At 35.4% G+C, this 15343-nt stretch carries 16 protein-coding genes; 9 read left to right on the forward strand and 7 right to left on the reverse strand.

From position 1 onward, the window contains the following. Positions 1 to 21 precede the first annotated feature (21 nt). A complete protein-coding gene (gene pdxH, locus ABD692_RS16980) occupies positions 22 to 672 on the reverse strand; it encodes a pyridoxamine 5'-phosphate oxidase (RefSeq protein ID WP_344768871.1) in 651 nt (216 codons plus the stop codon). A 45-nt stretch (positions 673 to 717) separates the two neighbouring features. On the opposite strand from pdxH, the gene ABD692_RS16985 reads away from it, so the two are divergent. Next, entirely contained in the window at positions 718 to 1281 is a 564-nt protein-coding gene (locus ABD692_RS16985; RefSeq protein ID WP_316760214.1) for a YqgE/AlgH family protein, read from the forward strand. Between the two features lie 256 nt (positions 1282 to 1537). Here the strand turns inward: ABD692_RS16985 and purE are convergent, their stop codons facing one another. Then, positions 1538 to 2029 (reverse strand): 5-(carboxyamino)imidazole ribonucleotide mutase, encoded by a 492-nt coding sequence (gene purE, locus ABD692_RS16990; RefSeq protein ID WP_344768874.1) that lies wholly within the window; start codon positions 2027 to 2029, stop codon positions 1538 to 1540. Positions 2030 to 2069: 40 nt separating this feature from the next. After that, positions 2070 to 3209 carry a 5-(carboxyamino)imidazole ribonucleotide synthase gene (locus ABD692_RS16995; protein WP_316760220.1) on the reverse strand — a complete coding sequence of 380 codons (1140 nt, stop codon included), beginning with the start codon at positions 3207 to 3209 and terminating at the stop codon, positions 2070 to 2072. A 55-nt stretch (positions 3210 to 3264) separates the two neighbouring features. Between ABD692_RS16995 and ABD692_RS17000 the strand changes: the two genes are divergently transcribed. From ABD692_RS17000 to ABD692_RS17015, 4 genes are all read left to right on the forward strand, one after another. Further along, the gene (locus ABD692_RS17000; RefSeq protein WP_316760958.1) at positions 3265 to 4455 is read left to right on the forward strand and encodes a BaiN/RdsA family NAD(P)/FAD-dependent oxidoreductase; all 1191 of its coding nucleotides are present in this window, start codon (positions 3265 to 3267) and stop codon (positions 4453 to 4455) included. Between the two features lie 199 nt (positions 4456 to 4654). Next, complete coding sequence (gene mutS / locus ABD692_RS17005; protein WP_344768877.1) at positions 4655 to 7270, forward strand: DNA mismatch repair protein MutS; 2616 nt, start codon at positions 4655 to 4657, stop codon at positions 7268 to 7270. Between the two features lie 87 nt (positions 7271 to 7357). Next, positions 7358 to 7861 (forward strand): C40 family peptidase, encoded by a 504-nt coding sequence (locus ABD692_RS17010; RefSeq protein WP_316760224.1) that lies wholly within the window; start codon positions 7358 to 7360, stop codon positions 7859 to 7861. A gap of 38 nt (positions 7862 to 7899) precedes the next feature. Next, positions 7900 to 8364, forward strand: coding sequence for a TlpA disulfide reductase family protein (locus ABD692_RS17015; protein WP_344768881.1), 465 nt, complete (start codon positions 7900 to 7902; stop codon positions 8362 to 8364). 74 nt (positions 8365 to 8438) lie between these two features. Here the strand turns inward: ABD692_RS17015 and ABD692_RS17020 are convergent, their stop codons facing one another. The 3 genes from ABD692_RS17020 to ABD692_RS17030 form a co-directional block, all read right to left on the reverse strand. Further along, positions 8439 to 9293, reverse strand: a complete 855-nt coding sequence (locus ABD692_RS17020) for an SDR family NAD(P)-dependent oxidoreductase (protein ID WP_344768883.1) — start codon at positions 9291 to 9293, stop codon at positions 8439 to 8441. A gap of 196 nt (positions 9294 to 9489) precedes the next feature. Continuing rightward, positions 9490 to 10329, reverse strand: coding sequence for an SDR family NAD(P)-dependent oxidoreductase (locus ABD692_RS17025; RefSeq protein WP_344768885.1), 840 nt, complete (start codon positions 10327 to 10329; stop codon positions 9490 to 9492). Between the two features lie 82 nt (positions 10330 to 10411). Continuing rightward, the gene (locus ABD692_RS17030) at positions 10412 to 11323 is read right to left on the reverse strand and encodes a helix-turn-helix domain-containing protein (RefSeq protein ID WP_344768887.1); all 912 of its coding nucleotides are present in this window, start codon (positions 11321 to 11323) and stop codon (positions 10412 to 10414) included. A 373-nt stretch (positions 11324 to 11696) separates the two neighbouring features. Here ABD692_RS17030 and ABD692_RS17035 point away from each other — a divergent pair, with 373 nt between their 5' ends. The 4 genes from ABD692_RS17035 to fabF are packed head-to-tail and all read left to right on the forward strand — an operon-like array spanning position 11697 to position 14601. Further along, positions 11697 to 12284 carry a TetR/AcrR family transcriptional regulator gene (locus ABD692_RS17035; RefSeq protein WP_344768889.1) on the forward strand — a complete coding sequence of 196 codons (588 nt, stop codon included), beginning with the start codon at positions 11697 to 11699 and terminating at the stop codon, positions 12282 to 12284. A gap of 52 nt (positions 12285 to 12336) precedes the next feature. After that, entirely contained in the window at positions 12337 to 13101 is a 765-nt protein-coding gene (locus ABD692_RS17040) for an SDR family oxidoreductase (protein ID WP_344768891.1), read from the forward strand. A gap of 19 nt (positions 13102 to 13120) precedes the next feature. Beyond that, a complete protein-coding gene (locus ABD692_RS17045; RefSeq protein ID WP_344768893.1) occupies positions 13121 to 13351 on the forward strand; it encodes a DUF2798 domain-containing protein in 231 nt (76 codons plus the stop codon). Then, positions 13351 to 14601, forward strand: coding sequence for a beta-ketoacyl-ACP synthase II (gene fabF, locus ABD692_RS17050; RefSeq protein ID WP_344768895.1), 1251 nt, complete (start codon positions 13351 to 13353; stop codon positions 14599 to 14601). Before ABD692_RS17045 ends, fabF begins: the two co-directional genes overlap by 1 nt. A 1-nt stretch (position 14602) precedes the next feature. Here fabF and ABD692_RS17055 read toward each other — a convergent pair whose 3' ends face one another. Continuing rightward, positions 14603 to 15253, reverse strand: a complete 651-nt coding sequence (locus ABD692_RS17055; protein ID WP_316760249.1) for a YceH family protein — start codon at positions 15251 to 15253, stop codon at positions 14603 to 14605. Positions 15254 to 15343: the final 90 nt, after the last annotated feature.

The raw sequence follows: 15343 nt of genomic DNA on the forward strand, positions 1-15343 counted from the left end.
CTATTTATTTTTACAGGCTTTTTATGGTGCTAATCTGTTTTTTACCCAACTGCCTTTAACAAATTCAAAATTTATCCTATCATGCAACCTGCTTCTTCTTCCTTGCCAAAATTCGATTCGGGTGGGTTTAACAATATAACCACCCCAATGCGCTGGTTTCGCAATCTCTCTGTTTTCGTTTTTAGATTTTAATTCCTCAAATTTTTCTTCCAAAACTTGTCTATTTGCTATAACCTGACTTTGAGGAGATGCAACTGCACCAATCTGACTTGCAACTGGACGGGTTTTAAAATATTCTTCAGAAGTTTCCTTATCTAACTTTTCAACTACGCCTTCAATACGTACTTGTCTTTCTAAATCAGGCCAAAAGAAAACCAAAGCCGCGTAAGGATTTCTTTTTAGCTCTTTACCTTTTGCACTTAAGTAATTAGTAAAAAATCTAAAACCGTCTTCATCAACGCCTTTTAGCAATACAATTCGGGCATCTGGTTTGCCAGCTTTATCGGCTGTAGCCAAAGTCATAACATTTGGCTCATAAACTTCTGCTTTAACAGCTTCATCAAACCATTTCTTAAATTGAGTAATAGGGTTATTATCTACGTCAGCTTCGTCTAACGTGGCGCTTTTATAATCTTGGCGCAGGTTTTGTAGAATTTCATTTGTAACTTGCATAAACAAAAATAGGCATCTTTTATGGTGCAACAAATGATTATCATCATGCTGAACAATATAAAACCGAAAACAGGCCGTTTACTTATCTCAGAACCGTTTATGACTGATCCAAATTTTAAAAGATCAGTTGTTTTATTAACCGAACACGATGAAGAGGGTTCTGTTGGTTATATCCTAAATCAGGCAGGAAACCTGCTTTTAAAAGATGTGATACAGGATTTATGGGCAGCTGATAATCAAATTTACTTTGGTGGTCCAGTTGCTTCGGATACCCTGCATTTTATACACAGAAGCTACGAAAAGCTACAAAGTGGCGAAGAAATTGGAAATGGAATTTATTGGGGCGGCAATTTTGAAACCCTGAAAATTTTAATCAATACTAATGCTATTGAAGAAAATGAAATCAAATTCTTTATGGGTTATTCTGGATGGGATAATGGACAGCTGAAAAAAGAGATTGAGCAAAACGCATGGATGGTAAGCGATATCTCAAATCCTGATATCATTTTTGGAAATGATGATGAACAATTGTGGCGTGATGTTATTGTAAATTTAGGGCCAAAATATGCTCATGTAAGCAATTTCCCAACAGATCCAAGTTTGAATTAATTAGGTTTCCAATTAATAAATCCTAATCCATCGGGATAATAGAGAAGTAAATTGCGTTTTCAAAATTATTTTCTGCTAAAACGAGATTCGAGCCTCATAATACAAACTCCAATAATCGTCATCAGAATTTGTATCAAAACAATAAGCTTTATTTTGACCAGATTTGTTAAAATAATAATTAGGTTATAAAGTCTAAAAGCCGATGCTATCACAAATAATAATAATCCCATCTCTGAGAGCATTTTTTTAAGAATTATTATTTACTTTCTAACTCAGCTGCGCTGTCTTCAACTTTTTTTCTCAAATCATCTTTATATTCTTGCATTTTAACTGTTAAAGATTCGTCGGCTGTTGCCAAAATCTGAGCAGCCAAAAGACCTGCATTTTTAGCTGCATTTAGTGCAACAGTAGCCACAGGAATACCATTTGGCATTTGTAAGATAGATAATATACTATCCCAGCCATCGATAGAATTTGATGATTTTACTGGAACACCAATAACTGGAAGCGTAGTAATAGAAGCTACCATTCCTGGTAAATGAGCAGCGCCACCTGCACCAGCAATAATTATTTTTAAACCTCTGCTATGCGCTTCTTTAGCATAAGTAAACATACGTTCAGGAGTTCTATGAGCAGAAACTACTGTGATTTCAAAATCGATTCCAAACTCTGTTAATATATCAGCAGCATCTTGCATAACAGGCAAATCAGACTTGCTACCCATAATTATTCCTACTTTCGCATTCATTATATTTATTTTAATTTTTAAATCTTTAGTGCTTATTTAGTTAAGCGATTACTTTTAATGTTTTTTGAACGTATCTGGCTTTTTCAATAGCTTTTTCCCTATCGATATCTACTATGGTTACATGGCCCATTTTGCGAAATGGTTTAGTATATTTCTTACCATATAAATGAACGTAAACGCCATCGATGCTTAAAATCTTTTCCAGGTTTTCATATTTAGCTACACCTTCCGAACCTTTCTCACCCAATAAATTAATCATAATTGCGTTTGTAATGCTCGAAGTATCACCTAAAGGTAAGTTATAAATAGAACGTATATGTTGCTCAAATTGAGAAACATAGTTTCCTTCGATAGTTTGATGACCACTATTATGCGGCCGAGGAGCAACTTCATTAACCAGCAACTCGCCATCTTTACAAACAAACATTTCCACAGCTAAAATCCCTGTAATATTCATTGCCGAAGCAATGTTCTTTGCGATGTTTTCTGCTTTTTGTTGTAAGCTTTCTGCGTAAGTAGACGGTGAAATCAAAAACTCAACCAAATTTGCCTCAGGATTAAACTCCATTTCCACCATTGGGAAAGTTTTCATGTCACCTTTGGAATTACGTGCAACAATTACAGCAATTTCCTTATCAAAATCAACAAGTTTTTCGATAATACAAGGTGCATCAAACGCATGTTTTAAATCTTCAGTACCATTAATTTTCATTACACCTTTACCGTCGTAGCCATCTTTACGCAATTTTAAAATGTATGGAAATTGGAATGGACTATTTTCCATATCCTCTTTGGTGTTTACAATTTGAAAAGGAGATGTAGGGATGTCATTTTCTTTAAAAAACTGCTTCTGTACACCTTTATCTTGAATTAAACGAATTACTCGAGATTGAGGAAAAACCTGTTTACCTTCTTTTTCCAATTGTTCTAAGGCATCAATATTTACTTTTTCAATTTCTATGGTAATAATATCCGCTTTCTTTCCGAAATTATAAACGGTATCAAAATCGGTTATAGAACCATTTTCGAAGTAGTTTGCGATATGTTTACAAGGCGCATCTGGGTCTGGGTCTAAAACTAACGAAGTTACGTTGTAGTTAATTGCTTGTTGAATGAGCATTCTGCCCAATTGTCCTCCACCTAATATACCTAATTTTAATTCGCTGATCTGTTTTGCCATGAGGGGTTGAAAATTATGCTAATTTTGCACAAAAGTAACAATTTTAGGTTTAATGATGGATGCAGAAGCGATAATTATTGGAGCAGGTGCTTGTGGATTGATGTGTGCCGTGCAAGCTGGCTATCTTGGTAAAAAGGTTATCGTGCTCGAAAAAAACGAAAAACCTGGTGCTAAGATTTTAATTTCTGGTGGTGGTCGTTGTAATTACACCAATCAATTTGCATCAGCAGAGCAGTTTATCTCTGCGAATCCTAATTTTATAAAATCTGCTTTCAACCAATGGACCGTTGATGATACAATTAGTTTTTTCGAAACTTACGGCATACGAGGTAAAGAAAAAACTTTGGGACAATTATTTCCTGATGAGAAAAATGCTAAAGATGTAGTTGAGGTTTTTACTTCTATTTGCGAGGATTTTGGACAGGAGATTAGGACTAAAGCAGATGTTAAGGATATTGAAATTTTGCCGGATGGCTATAAAGTAACTTACGATAAGAACGGAAAGCGTATCTCAATAACCGCCGAAAAGTTGGTGATTGCAACAGGCGGTTTGCCTATTCCTAAAATGGGTGCTACCGATTTCGCTTTGCGCTTTGCTAAGAAACACAATTTAAAAATTGTAGAAACTGCTCCAGCTTTAGTTCCTTTAACAATTACTGGTAAAGATGAGGAATGGTTTGCCCAGCTTTCTGGTAATTCTATTTTTTGCGAAGTAAGTAATAACGATATTTCTTTCGAAGAAAATATTTTATTTACACACTGGGGCTTAAGCGGACCTGCAATTCTGCAAATTTCATCATTTTGGCGTAGGGGCGAGGTCATTAACCTCAATCTTTTACCCAACGAAAATGTTGTTTCATTATTAATTGAAGAACGTAAATCGAATGGTAAAACTATTTTATCAACTTTGTTGAACCGCTATTATACCAAAAAATTTACTGATGCATTGGGTAAGTTTTTGCCTTTAACTAAACCTGTAGCTTCTTTAACAAAAGCAGAAATAGATTTAATTGAGCAAACTATTCATCAATTTAAAGTTAAGCCAGCTGGCGATAAAGGTTACGATAAAGCCGAAGTAATGCGTGGTGGAATAGATACTAATGAGATTTCTTCGAAAACTTTAGAATGTAAGAAAATACCAAACTTGTTTTTTGGTGGCGAATGCCTGGATGTAACTGGTTGGCTCGGTGGATACAATTTCCAATGGGCTTGGGCAAGTGGTTTTGTAATTGCACAAAATATTTAATTGCAATCAGTTAAAAAGAATTATTTAATGTCGAAACAATAAATCAATCAAATTAACCACAAAAAATAAATATATCGATTGATCTTTAGGCATAAGCGTTTATCGATTAAACAATAAACAATCTCCCAATTTTTCAACAAAACAGCCATACAAAGTATATTCGTACTATCTTTATGGCTTTTGCAAATTAATTTCAGTTTTGGCTAAAGATACGAATAAGGAAACCCCATTAATGCAACAGTACAACGCTATTAAAGCGAAGTATCCAGGCGCATTGCTACTTTTTAGGGTAGGCGATTTTTACGAAACCTTTGGCGAAGATGCCATAAAAACATCACAAATTTTAGGCATCGTATTAACCAGGAGAGGTACTGGACCGAATGGTGGTGCTTTAGAGCTGGCAGGTTTCCCACATCATTCATTAGATAATTATCTATCCAAGTTGGTAAGGGCAGGGCAACGTGTTGCCATTTGCGACCAACTGGAAGACCCAAAAACAACGAAAACCATTGTTAAACGCGGTGTTACCGAATTAATTACGCCTGGTGTAGCTTATGGTGATAATATTGTAAACCAAAAATCTAATAACTTTTTAGCTTGCGTTTTTTTCGATAAAACACAACTGGGTGTTTCTTTTTTAGATATTTCTACAGGCGAGTTTTTAATCGCTCAGGGAAACAGCGATTATATAGATAAACTTTTACAGGGTTTTCAACCTAGTGAAGTTATTTTTCAGAAATCGAAACGCCAAACTTTTACCGAAAACTTTGGAGATCGCTTTTATACTTTCGGCTTAGATGAATGGCCTTTCACTTCTGATTATGGAAATGAAACCCTGATGAAACATTTTGATGTTACATCGTTAAAAGGTTTCGGTGTAGAGCGTTTACAAAGTGGAATTATTGCCGCTGGGGTTATTTTGCACTATTTGGGCGAAACCGAGCATCGCAATTTGCAACACATAACTTCGATTAGTCGTATTGAGGAAGACCGTTACATGTGGTTAGATAGATTTACAATTCGTAATTTAGAATTGGTGAATTCTGCTAACGATAATGCCGTTACTTTATTCGATGTTCTCGATCATACCTGTACGCCAATGGGCGCTCGTTTGTTGCAAAAGTGGATTATTATGCCACTTAAAGAATTGAAACCCATCCAAGAGCGTTTAGGAATGGTAGAGTATTTTGTTGCTAAAAGTGAATTGCAGGAAGAATTTCTAACTCACATCAAGCAAATTGGCGATTTAGAAAGATTGATTTCTAAGGTTGGCTTGCAAAAAGTTGGCCCGAGAGAATTAGTAGCTTTGAAAAGAGCACTTTATCACATTGAATCCGTTAAAAAATTAGCGGCTGATTCTAAAAACCCTTTCTTGATTAAAATTGCCGACCAGCTAAACCCTTGTTTAACAATTCGTGAGCGCATCGAAAGAGAGTTGCAACCCGAACCGCCTGCTTTGCTGATTAAAGGAAATGTGATAGCTGACGGCATTGATGAAGATTTAGATCGTTTGCGTAAAATCGCTTTTGGTGGAAAAGATTATTTAGTTCAAATTCAAAAACGCGAAGCGGAGGCAACTGGCATTCCATCATTAAAAATTGCCTTTAATAACGTTTTTGGTTACTATTTAGAGGTTACACATACGCATAAGGATAAAGTACCTGAAGGTTGGATTCGTAAGCAAACTTTAGTAAATGCAGAGCGATACATTACACCCGAACTTAAAGAATATGAAGATCAAATTTTAGGTGCTGAAGAAAAAATTCAAGCAATTGAGATTCGTTTATATAATGAATTGATGTACGAAACAGCAAGTTATATCAAACCGATTCAATTGGATTCATTTTTAATTGCACAGTTAGATTGTTTGTTGTGTTTCGCTCAACTGGCTGATAAAAACCATTACAATAAGCCTAAGGTTACCAATGATAAAGTGCTGGATATTAAAGGTGGTCGCCACCCGGTTATCGAAAAGCAGTTACCTGTTGGACAAGAATATATTACCAATGATGTTTATTTGGATACCGACTCGCAGCAAATCATTATGATTACTGGACCCAACATGGCGGGTAAATCGGCAATTTTACGTCAAACAGCTCTAATAGTTTTAATGGCACAAATGGGATCATTTGTACCTGCAAAAGATGCTGAAGTTGGTATTGTAGATAAAATTTTTACGCGTGTTGGCGCATCGGATAATATTTCTTCTGGAGAAAGTACATTCATGGTCGAAATGAATGAAACAGCTAGTATTTTGAATAATATTTCGGATGATAGTTTGATTTTATTAGATGAAATTGGGCGTGGAACAAGTACGTATGATGGTATTTCGATTGCATGGGCAATTGCAGAATTTCTGCATCAACACCCAACTGCAAGACCGAAAACTTTGTTTGCAACACACTATCACGAGTTAAATGAATTGGCGAATACAATGCCTCGAATTAAGAACTTTAATGTTTCGGTTAAGGAAATGACGAATAAGGTTATTTTCCTCAGAAAGTTAGTTCCTGGCGGAAGTGAGCATAGTTTCGGTATTCATGTGGCTAAAATGGCCGGTATGCCACCGAAATTAATCGGTCGTGCAAATGAAATTTTAAAGAAACTTGAAATTGATAGAACCGAAGGACAAAGTATAAAAGACAGTATTAAGAAAGTTCAAAACCAAGCATATCAATTACAAATGTTTGCTATTGATGATCCTGTTTTAGTAAAAATTAGAGATACCCTAAATAACTTGGATGTAAATGCGTTAACTCCTGTAGAAGCATTGCTAAAACTCGATGAAATACAAAGATTAATTAAGGATAATTAATTGATTGCCGTTAAATTTAGTTTTGTTGAGGCAACTAAAAAAAGATAAAAATTTGCCTTTGATTTCTTTGGAAACAAAAATAAAAATATGATTAAAACAAAACAGCTTAGTTCTTTTTGGTTAACGTTAATTTTTGCGCTTGTTTTAACATCTTGCGGAACTCGGAAATATACTGTTAAAAGCGATACAAAAGCTGCAAAAGCAGCTGACGCCATGTCGAATCTTCGAAGTAAACAATTATATCGCTTTATTACGGATTGGACTGGAGTTAAATATAGATTAGGTGGGTTAGACAAAAACGGAATTGATTGCTCGGGATTTGCATTTTTACTGGAGAAAGAAATTTACGGTGTTACTTTGCCAAGAATCTCGCGTGATCAAGCTAAGTTTGCTCGTAAAAAAGATATAGATAATTTAAAAGAAGGTGATTTATTGTTCTTTTCTTTTGGTGGAAATGACGTAGACCATGTCGGTATCTATTTAAACAGTGGTTTTTTTGTACATGCCAGTACAACCAGAGGAGTGATTGTTGATGATTTAAATTTACCAGCTTATCAAAGGGTCCTGGTTAAAACGGGCTCTGTTAATTAGCAATTTTCTCTACCTTGAATCTTTTTTATTTGAAAACCATGCGTACATTTTTTATAATAATCTTGTCCTTAGTTAGTTATTCTTTAAAATCTCAAGTAAAATTACTCACTCTTAACGATTTGGATAGGCGTATTGCTAAAGGAAAAGATACAACATATGTTATTAACTTTTGGGCAACCTGGTGTTCACCTTGTGTTGCAGAATTACCAAATTTTGAAAAACTAAGAGTAGAAAACTTAAATAAGCCCGTTAAAATTATTTTAATAAGCTTAGATTTTAAATCGAAATTGCAAAAAGCTGTCATTCCATTTGTGCAAAATAATAACATTAATGCAGAGGTTTTTCTGCTAAACGAACCCGATAAACAAATTTATACTCAACGAATTGATAAAAAATGGTCGGGAGCCATACCAGCAACATTATTCGTTAATAAAAAAGTAAGGCATTTTTATGAAAAAGAATTTACCGAGGATGAGTTAAGAAAGGCATTTTTGAATTTGTAAGATAAAATCGTTATTGCGAGACACGAAACAATCTCTACTGTAAAATAGATCGCTCCGTGTCTCGCAACATCGAACTATACAAAGGTCAATTGCTTAAAATTTGTAGCCGTTGCTAAAGCTTTCCAATCTTCCATATCTTTTTGTACATCAGCTATTTTAGCACCTGCAACTGCGTAAGCGTCTGGACCTAAAAATAAGTGTAATGGTGCATTTTCACTCTCAGCGGCTGCAATAATTACGTCGCATCCTTTAGCTGGATCACCAGGTTGCTGGTTGTTAATGTCTTGCTGGTGCGCAATTTGTGTGTCACGAACTTCTTTGTAAGCATCAATTGGATTTGATGGTACGGCCAATGAACCTGAAGAAAGAAACTCTGTTCTGAAATAACCTGGCTCTACAACTGTAGCTTTAATACCTAAAGATTTAACTTCTGCTGCTAACGATTCTGTAAAACCCGTTACTGCAAATTTAGTAGCACAATAGATTCCAAAACCAGGGAAATTTCCAGAAAAACCACCAATTGAAGAAATATTAAAAATATGCCCTGATTGTTGCTTTCTCATTTGAGGTAATGTTTTTCTAATCACATTAAGCGAGCCAAAAACATTTACATCAAAGTTTTCACGAGATTCTCGATCACTCAACTCTTCTAATGCGCCAATCATGCCATAGCCAGCGTTATTAACCACAACATCAAGTTGCCCAAATTTACTAATGGTTTGACTTACTGCTGCTTCAACACTATTTTCATCGATCAAATTAACTGAAAGTGGTAAGAAATTTTCATGATTACCAACAGCTTTTTCTAATTCTGAAATATTTCTTGACGTAGCTGCTACGCGATTACCATTGCTTAATAATTTTTTTACTAATGTTAGTCCCAGGCCTTTTGAAGCACCCGTTACGAACCATACTTTTTTATTTTCCATGATTTTTGTTTTTATGATTAAATTCTTTTAACCCGTACTGCACACACACTCAGTTTTTTATAGACACAGTTTATTTGCATCTATCATTCCTTTCCTTTGGAGAGATGGCTGAAAGGCGGGGTGGTTATTTTTTTAATATTTCTTTTTTTACCATCTGAGTCACGTAAGCTCGTAGTGTTTTAGGTGATGATTTCAATTATTTATCAAAGTCTGTTGAAATGGTAATGGCTTTCCAATCTTGATATTCTTTTGTTAGCGCCTGAGTTTTTGTAGTTGCTCTTGTTAAAGCATCGTTACCTAATAATAAATGAATAGGAGGGTTTGGCATACTTACCAAAGAAATCATTGCAGCTGCTGCCTTTTCAGGATCGCCTGCTTGTTCACCATCCATTTTTAAATATTTGGCGTGTACCGCCCGAACATCTTCATAATCATCAATAGGATTTTTTGCTAAAACCAAAGACTCTGGGGTTAAGAAACTGGTTCTGAAAGCACCAGGAGCTACAACCGTAACTTTAATTCCGAATGCCTTAACATCATCGGCCAAAACTTCTGATAAAGCAATTACTGCGGCTTTTGCAGCAGAATAAACCGCCCAGCCTGTTGCGCCAACAATGCCTGCAATTGATGCAATGTTTATGATATGGCCAGAACGTTGCGCTCTTAAATGCGGACTGGCTTTTCTAATTACGTTTAATGTTCCGAAAACATTAACATCAAAACTATTTCTGGTTTCTTCGTCACTTAATTCTTCAATACTACCACCAATGCCATAACCTGCATTATTTATAATAACATCAATTCGTCCAAATTGAAGAATAGTTGCATTAATGGCTTGCTCAACACTTAATTCGTCGCTTAGATTTACAGCTAACGGAAGAAATCTTTCAGAATTTGAATTAACTGCTGCTGCTAAATCATTTACATTTCTGGAAGTCGCTGCTACAGATTGACCTGCTTTTAATAATTGGTTTACTAAACTAAGTCCTAATCCTTTTGATGCACCAGTTACAAACCAAACTTTTTTAATTCCCATAATTTTATCCTTTTTGTTAAGACAAAATTACGCTGAGAATTTAGGTTAACCATTACGCCATTCAAACTGATAATTACGAAATTCAAACAATTCGATAAGCAGTAGGCGTATGGTTGGTTAATTTCTTAAAAAAGTTGTTAAAATGCGTTGGTTCTTCAAAACCTAAACAATAACCAATTTCGGATATATTCCAATCTGTATGTTTTAGCAAAGCCTTTGCCTCGCTTAATAAACGTTCGGTAATATAATGCGTTGTGGTTTTACCAGTGGTTTCTTTTATTGCCCGATTTAAATGATTTACATGGACAGAAAGCTGCGATGCATAATCTTTTGCAGAACGCATGGTAAATCTTTGCGAGGTTGTTTCGATAGGAAATTGACGTTCTAGTAATTCAGTAAACACAGAAGTTATTCTAGAATTCGCATCGGTATGTTTAAATAAAGCTTCTGATGGTTGTGTTTTTAAAGCAAAGTGGGTAATCTCGGTTACATAATTTCTTAATAAATCATATTTATAAATGTAATCGGCGTTAATTTCCTCAAACATTTTAGTGAATATCGATGAAACCACAGCATCTTGTGTTTCATCTAATACATACGCAGGCTTGCCTCCAGGCATAAACATCGGTAAGTCGCCAATATTTCCACGGATTTTTTCGGTAAAGAAAGCCTCGGTAAAAATACAGAAGAAACCTGTTACATCACTTTTTTTTCCGCTGGCCAACTCCCAGGTATAAGGTACTAACGGGTTGAAGAACATTAATGCGGTTCCATTTATTTCAATGCTTTTATCTGCATAATGGTAGATGTTATGTCCACGATTGAGTGCTATTTTATAGAAATCTCTGCGATTGTAGCTCATTTGTTTACTATCATCACGAAGACAATCTTCTAGCTTAAAAACGTTAAAATGGCCAACACCATTCTGTAAATTTTCAGGCAGAAAGCTAAATTTATTTTGATAGAAATCTTCAATTGTTTCTGTAGTACTCATAAATCAAAGTTACAAAATTCAAACGTAAACGAAAATCCGTTATAGAATGGCGAAGAAACAGTAATAGCAAAACAATAGAAGTAACATAAACCTGATTGAAATGGTAGCCCCGATTTTAAGCATTTGTCTCTGTTTTGTTATTGCTACACTTACTTGTTGCACAGGTTTTCATCGGGGCTAAAATGTAAAGCAGGGCTGAAGAAGCCGATTAGCAACAAACTTGCTTTTCTAAAAAAAAAACACTTGAATGTTGAGAAAATAGAAACACAAATTTATTTGCATGATTTCTTTAATAGCTTGCTAAAAAAAATACCCAAACATGACAATTAAAAATACCAATCGGTATATATTTGTGCTGTCAATTTATTAACCTATGACCAAAGCAGAAAAAACGAGGAATTATATTATTGAGAAAACCGCACCGATTTTTAATATGAAAGGTTATGCAGGTACGTCTTTACATGATATTACCGCGGCGACTGGCTTAACAAAAGGTAGCATTTATGGCAATTTCGCCAATAAAGATGAGGTGGCTTTGGCCGCATTCGATTATAATTTTAACAATAATGTACTGCAGATAGAGTCGTCAATGAGAGCCCAAACAACCGCTAAGGGTAAACTTTTGGTTTATGTTAGTATTTATCAAAATTTTATAACTGGAACGATTTCATTAGGTGGTTGCCCAATTTTAAATACCGCAACCGATGCAGATGATACGCACCCAGCTCTTCGGGAAAAAGCCTTGAAAGCTGTTTTATCATGGAAAAAAAGAATTATAAAGCTTGTAGAAGAGGGTATTGAAAATAAAGAAATAGCCTTGGATTCGAATGCCGAACAAATTGCATTAACTGTAATTGCTATGATTGAAGGTGGAATAATGATTTCTACATTAACCAATAAGCTCGACAATTGGGATTTAATAATGGATTCTTTAAAGAAATACGTGAATAGCTTAGGCTAAAAAATTTTAAACTAAAATATACCGATTGGTATAAAAAAAACAAATTACAAATATGAAAACTTCACAAAACACCGTATTAATTATCGGCGGAACAGCTGGTATAGGTTTAGAAATTGTTAAACAATTAACCGCGTTAAATAACCATGTTATAGTAACTGGCAGAAATAAGGAACGGCTGGATGCTGCTGTAGCTGGTTTAAAAAATGTTACCGCCATAACTTTTGATGTAAGTAAAGCCGACGAGGTGGAAAATTTGGTAGATCGAGTTGGGAAGAATTTCCCTCGTTTAAATATGGTAATTAACAATGCAGGCCGAGCTATTTTATACAATCTTGGTGATGAAAAAGCCGACGCTTTCGAAAATGCAGCCGATGAAATGCTGACCAACTATTTGTCAATCATTAGAATAAATCAAAAATTTTTACCACTGTTAAAAAGTCAGGATGAATCGGCTATTGTAAATGTTTCTTCGGTTGTGGCCTACGTTCCTGGTATTACCTTGCCAACTTACGCTGCCAGTAAAGCCGCTTTGCATTCTTACACAACATCTTTAAGATTAAGCTTAGAGCAGACTACTGTAAAGGTTTTTGAGTTGATGCCACCTTTAGTTGATACTGAATTTTCGAAAGAAATTGGTGGACATAATGGCATTAAACCATCGGTAGTGGCCCATGAGTTTGTAAAAGCATTGGCAAATAATGAATTTGAGATTCGGGTAGGCGATACAGCCAAAATTTATGAGTTGTTCCGCCAATCGCCGATTGATGCTTTAAATGTAATGAATGCGAATAGAAAAGCCTGGATAGAAACAGTTTAGCTAATCGATTGGTGCGAAAATGAAAAAGAAACTGGCTTTCGCTATTATTATGGCGATATTTACCACGGGAATAGTAACCTTTGCGGCCATTAGCGTAAATATTGGATTTACCCAAAATTTTATAAAAATATGGTTAAAATCGTGGGGCATTTCGTACATCGTTGCCATTCCATCAATATTAATAATCGCCCCTAAAGTTCAATCGTTGGTTGATTTTTTATTTAAAGAAACCGACAAAAAAATAACATAATGAAAAGAGTAGTTGTAACAGGATTAGGTGCAATAACACCGCTTGGTAACACAGTAGAAAGCTTTTGGAAGAACATTGTAGCTGGTAAAAGTGGCGTTGGCCCAATTACCAAATTCGATACTTCGAAATTTAAAACCCAGTTTGCTGCAGAAGTAAAGGATTTTAATGCAGAATCTTTTATCGATAAAAAAGAAATTAAGAAATACGATTTGTTTACGCAATATGCAATTGTTTCGACGGATGAAGCTATTGTAGATGCTGGTTTAGATTTTAGCACTTTTACCGACGATGAACTTGCAGAAGTAGGTGTAATTTGGGCAACGGGAAATGGTGGTATTTCTACTTTCGAGCAGCAATTAACAGAATTTCATAAAGGTGACGGTACGCCAAGATTTAATCCATATTTCATTCCGAAAATGATTGTAGATATAGCTGCAGGTGTGATCTCTATTCGTCATAAACTTCGTGGTCCGAATTATTGCACAGTTTCTGCTTGCGCATCTTCAAACACTGCCATCATTAGTGCTTTTGATACAATTCGCTTAGGAAAAGCAAATATTATGGTGGCTGGTGGTTCTGAGGCTGCAATTACCGAAGCATCGGTTGGTGGTTTTAATGCTGCACAGGCATTATCAAAAAGAAATGATAGTCCAGAAACTGCATCGAGACCATTTGACGAAAGTAGAGATGGTTTTGTAATGGGCGAGGGTGCTGGAGCTTTAATTTTAGAAGAATTAGAACATGCATTAAGTCGTGGTGCGCATATTTATGCCGAAATTGTTGGTGGCGGAATGGCAGGTGATGCTTATCACCTAACAGGAACACCTCCAGATGGGATTGGTGCTACTTTAGGTATGAAAAAAGCACTAAATGATGCAGGAATTTCTGCTGATAAAATTGATTATATTAATGCACATGCTACTTCTACAGGCTTAGGTGACATTAGTGAGCTTGTGGCTGTTAAAAATGTATTTGGTGATTTACCAGTAATTGTTGGTGCATCAAAATCGATGACAGGCCATTTGCTTGGCGCAGCTGGCGCAGTGGAAAGCTTGATTAGCGTTCTTTCCATTAGAGATGGAATTATTCCACCAACGATTAACACCGAAAAGCTCGATGAAAAAATCCCTGAGGGTTTAAACATCATTCTTGGTAAGCCAATTAAAAAGGAAATCAACTATGTGTTAAATAACACTTTTGGTTTTGGTGGCCACGTAGCTAGCACAATTTTCAAAAAATACGAGGCATAGGTTATTTATCCATTAACAGGTTTACCAACTCCTTTAAATCTTCAACTTCTTGTTCAAGTTTTAAAATACGATTTTCCAACTCTTCATTGGGTTGGAAAATTGTTGTTTGTGGAGTAGCTATTTCTGTTTCAATAATCTCAGCCTGTTCGCCCAATAAATGAATAAACCTGGCTTCTTTCTGTCCTGCCTTTTTTGGTAATTGCTTTACAAAAGCGGGTTCTTCATCCGATAGTTTCTGCAATTGCTCTAAAACTTCTTCAATACTTTCGAACTCATATAACCTGCCCGAGTTACTATTAATTTCACCTGGTGTTAACGGCCCACGTAAAAGTAGTAAACATAGAATAGAAAGTTCTGATGGAACCAAAGGATATACAATTCCTAGATTATGTTTGTATTTAATTACACGACTAGAACCACCTGTAGCTGTGGATATTAAACCTTTAATTTTTAACGAATTTAAAGTTAGCGTAACTGTTTCCTCATCATAATTTACAACTGGATTTCTGGAGCTTTTTTGATTACAAGCTGCAGTTAAACTGTTCAAAGTCATTGGGTAGTAGTCGGGCGTAGTTCTACTTTTCTCTATTAATGAGCCTAAAATACGTTGTTCTTCCGTTGATAAATCGGGTAATGGTTTAATATCTTCCATTTGATAAAAATAGAAATTGAACCGAGATTATGAAAACTAATTATGTAAATTTAAGATGTTGAAATGAATTAAACATGACGAACGCTAAAA

The sequence above is a fragment of the Pedobacter ginsengiterrae genome, from assembly GCF_039537385.1.
Taxonomy (GTDB): domain Bacteria; phylum Bacteroidota; class Bacteroidia; order Sphingobacteriales; family Sphingobacteriaceae; genus Pedobacter; species Pedobacter ginsengiterrae.

Coding starts and splice junctions, on each gene's coding strand:
- pdxH (WP_344768871.1), bottom strand. CDS start 672: ATGCAAGTTACAAATGAAATTCTACAAAACCTGCGCCAAGATTATAAA.
- ABD692_RS16985 (WP_316760214.1), top strand. CDS start 718: ATGCTGAACAATATAAAACCGAAAACAGGCCGTTTACTTATCTCAGAA.
- purE (WP_344768874.1), bottom strand. CDS start 2,029: ATGAATGCGAAAGTAGGAATAATTATGGGTAGCAAGTCTGATTTGCCT.
- ABD692_RS16995 (WP_316760220.1), bottom strand. CDS start 3,209: ATGGCAAAACAGATCAGCGAATTAAAATTAGGTATATTAGGTGGAGGA.
- ABD692_RS17000 (WP_316760958.1), top strand. CDS start 3,265: ATGGATGCAGAAGCGATAATTATTGGAGCAGGTGCTTGTGGATTGATG.
- ABD692_RS17010 (WP_316760224.1), top strand. CDS start 7,358: ATGATTAAAACAAAACAGCTTAGTTCTTTTTGGTTAACGTTAATTTTT.
- ABD692_RS17015 (WP_344768881.1), top strand. CDS start 7,900: ATGCGTACATTTTTTATAATAATCTTGTCCTTAGTTAGTTATTCTTTA.
- ABD692_RS17020 (WP_344768883.1), bottom strand. CDS start 9,293: ATGGAAAATAAAAAAGTATGGTTCGTAACGGGTGCTTCAAAAGGCCTG.
- ABD692_RS17025 (WP_344768885.1), bottom strand. CDS start 10,329: ATGGGAATTAAAAAAGTTTGGTTTGTAACTGGTGCATCAAAAGGATTA.
- ABD692_RS17030 (WP_344768887.1), bottom strand. CDS start 11,323: ATGAGTACTACAGAAACAATTGAAGATTTCTATCAAAATAAATTTAGC.
- ABD692_RS17035 (WP_344768889.1), top strand. CDS start 11,697: ATGACCAAAGCAGAAAAAACGAGGAATTATATTATTGAGAAAACCGCA.
- ABD692_RS17040 (WP_344768891.1), top strand. CDS start 12,337: ATGAAAACTTCACAAAACACCGTATTAATTATCGGCGGAACAGCTGGT.
- ABD692_RS17045 (WP_344768893.1), top strand. CDS start 13,121: ATGAAAAAGAAACTGGCTTTCGCTATTATTATGGCGATATTTACCACG.
- fabF (WP_344768895.1), top strand. CDS start 13,351: ATGAAAAGAGTAGTTGTAACAGGATTAGGTGCAATAACACCGCTTGGT.
- ABD692_RS17055 (WP_316760249.1), bottom strand. CDS start 15,253: ATGGAAGATATTAAACCATTACCCGATTTATCAACGGAAGAACAACGT.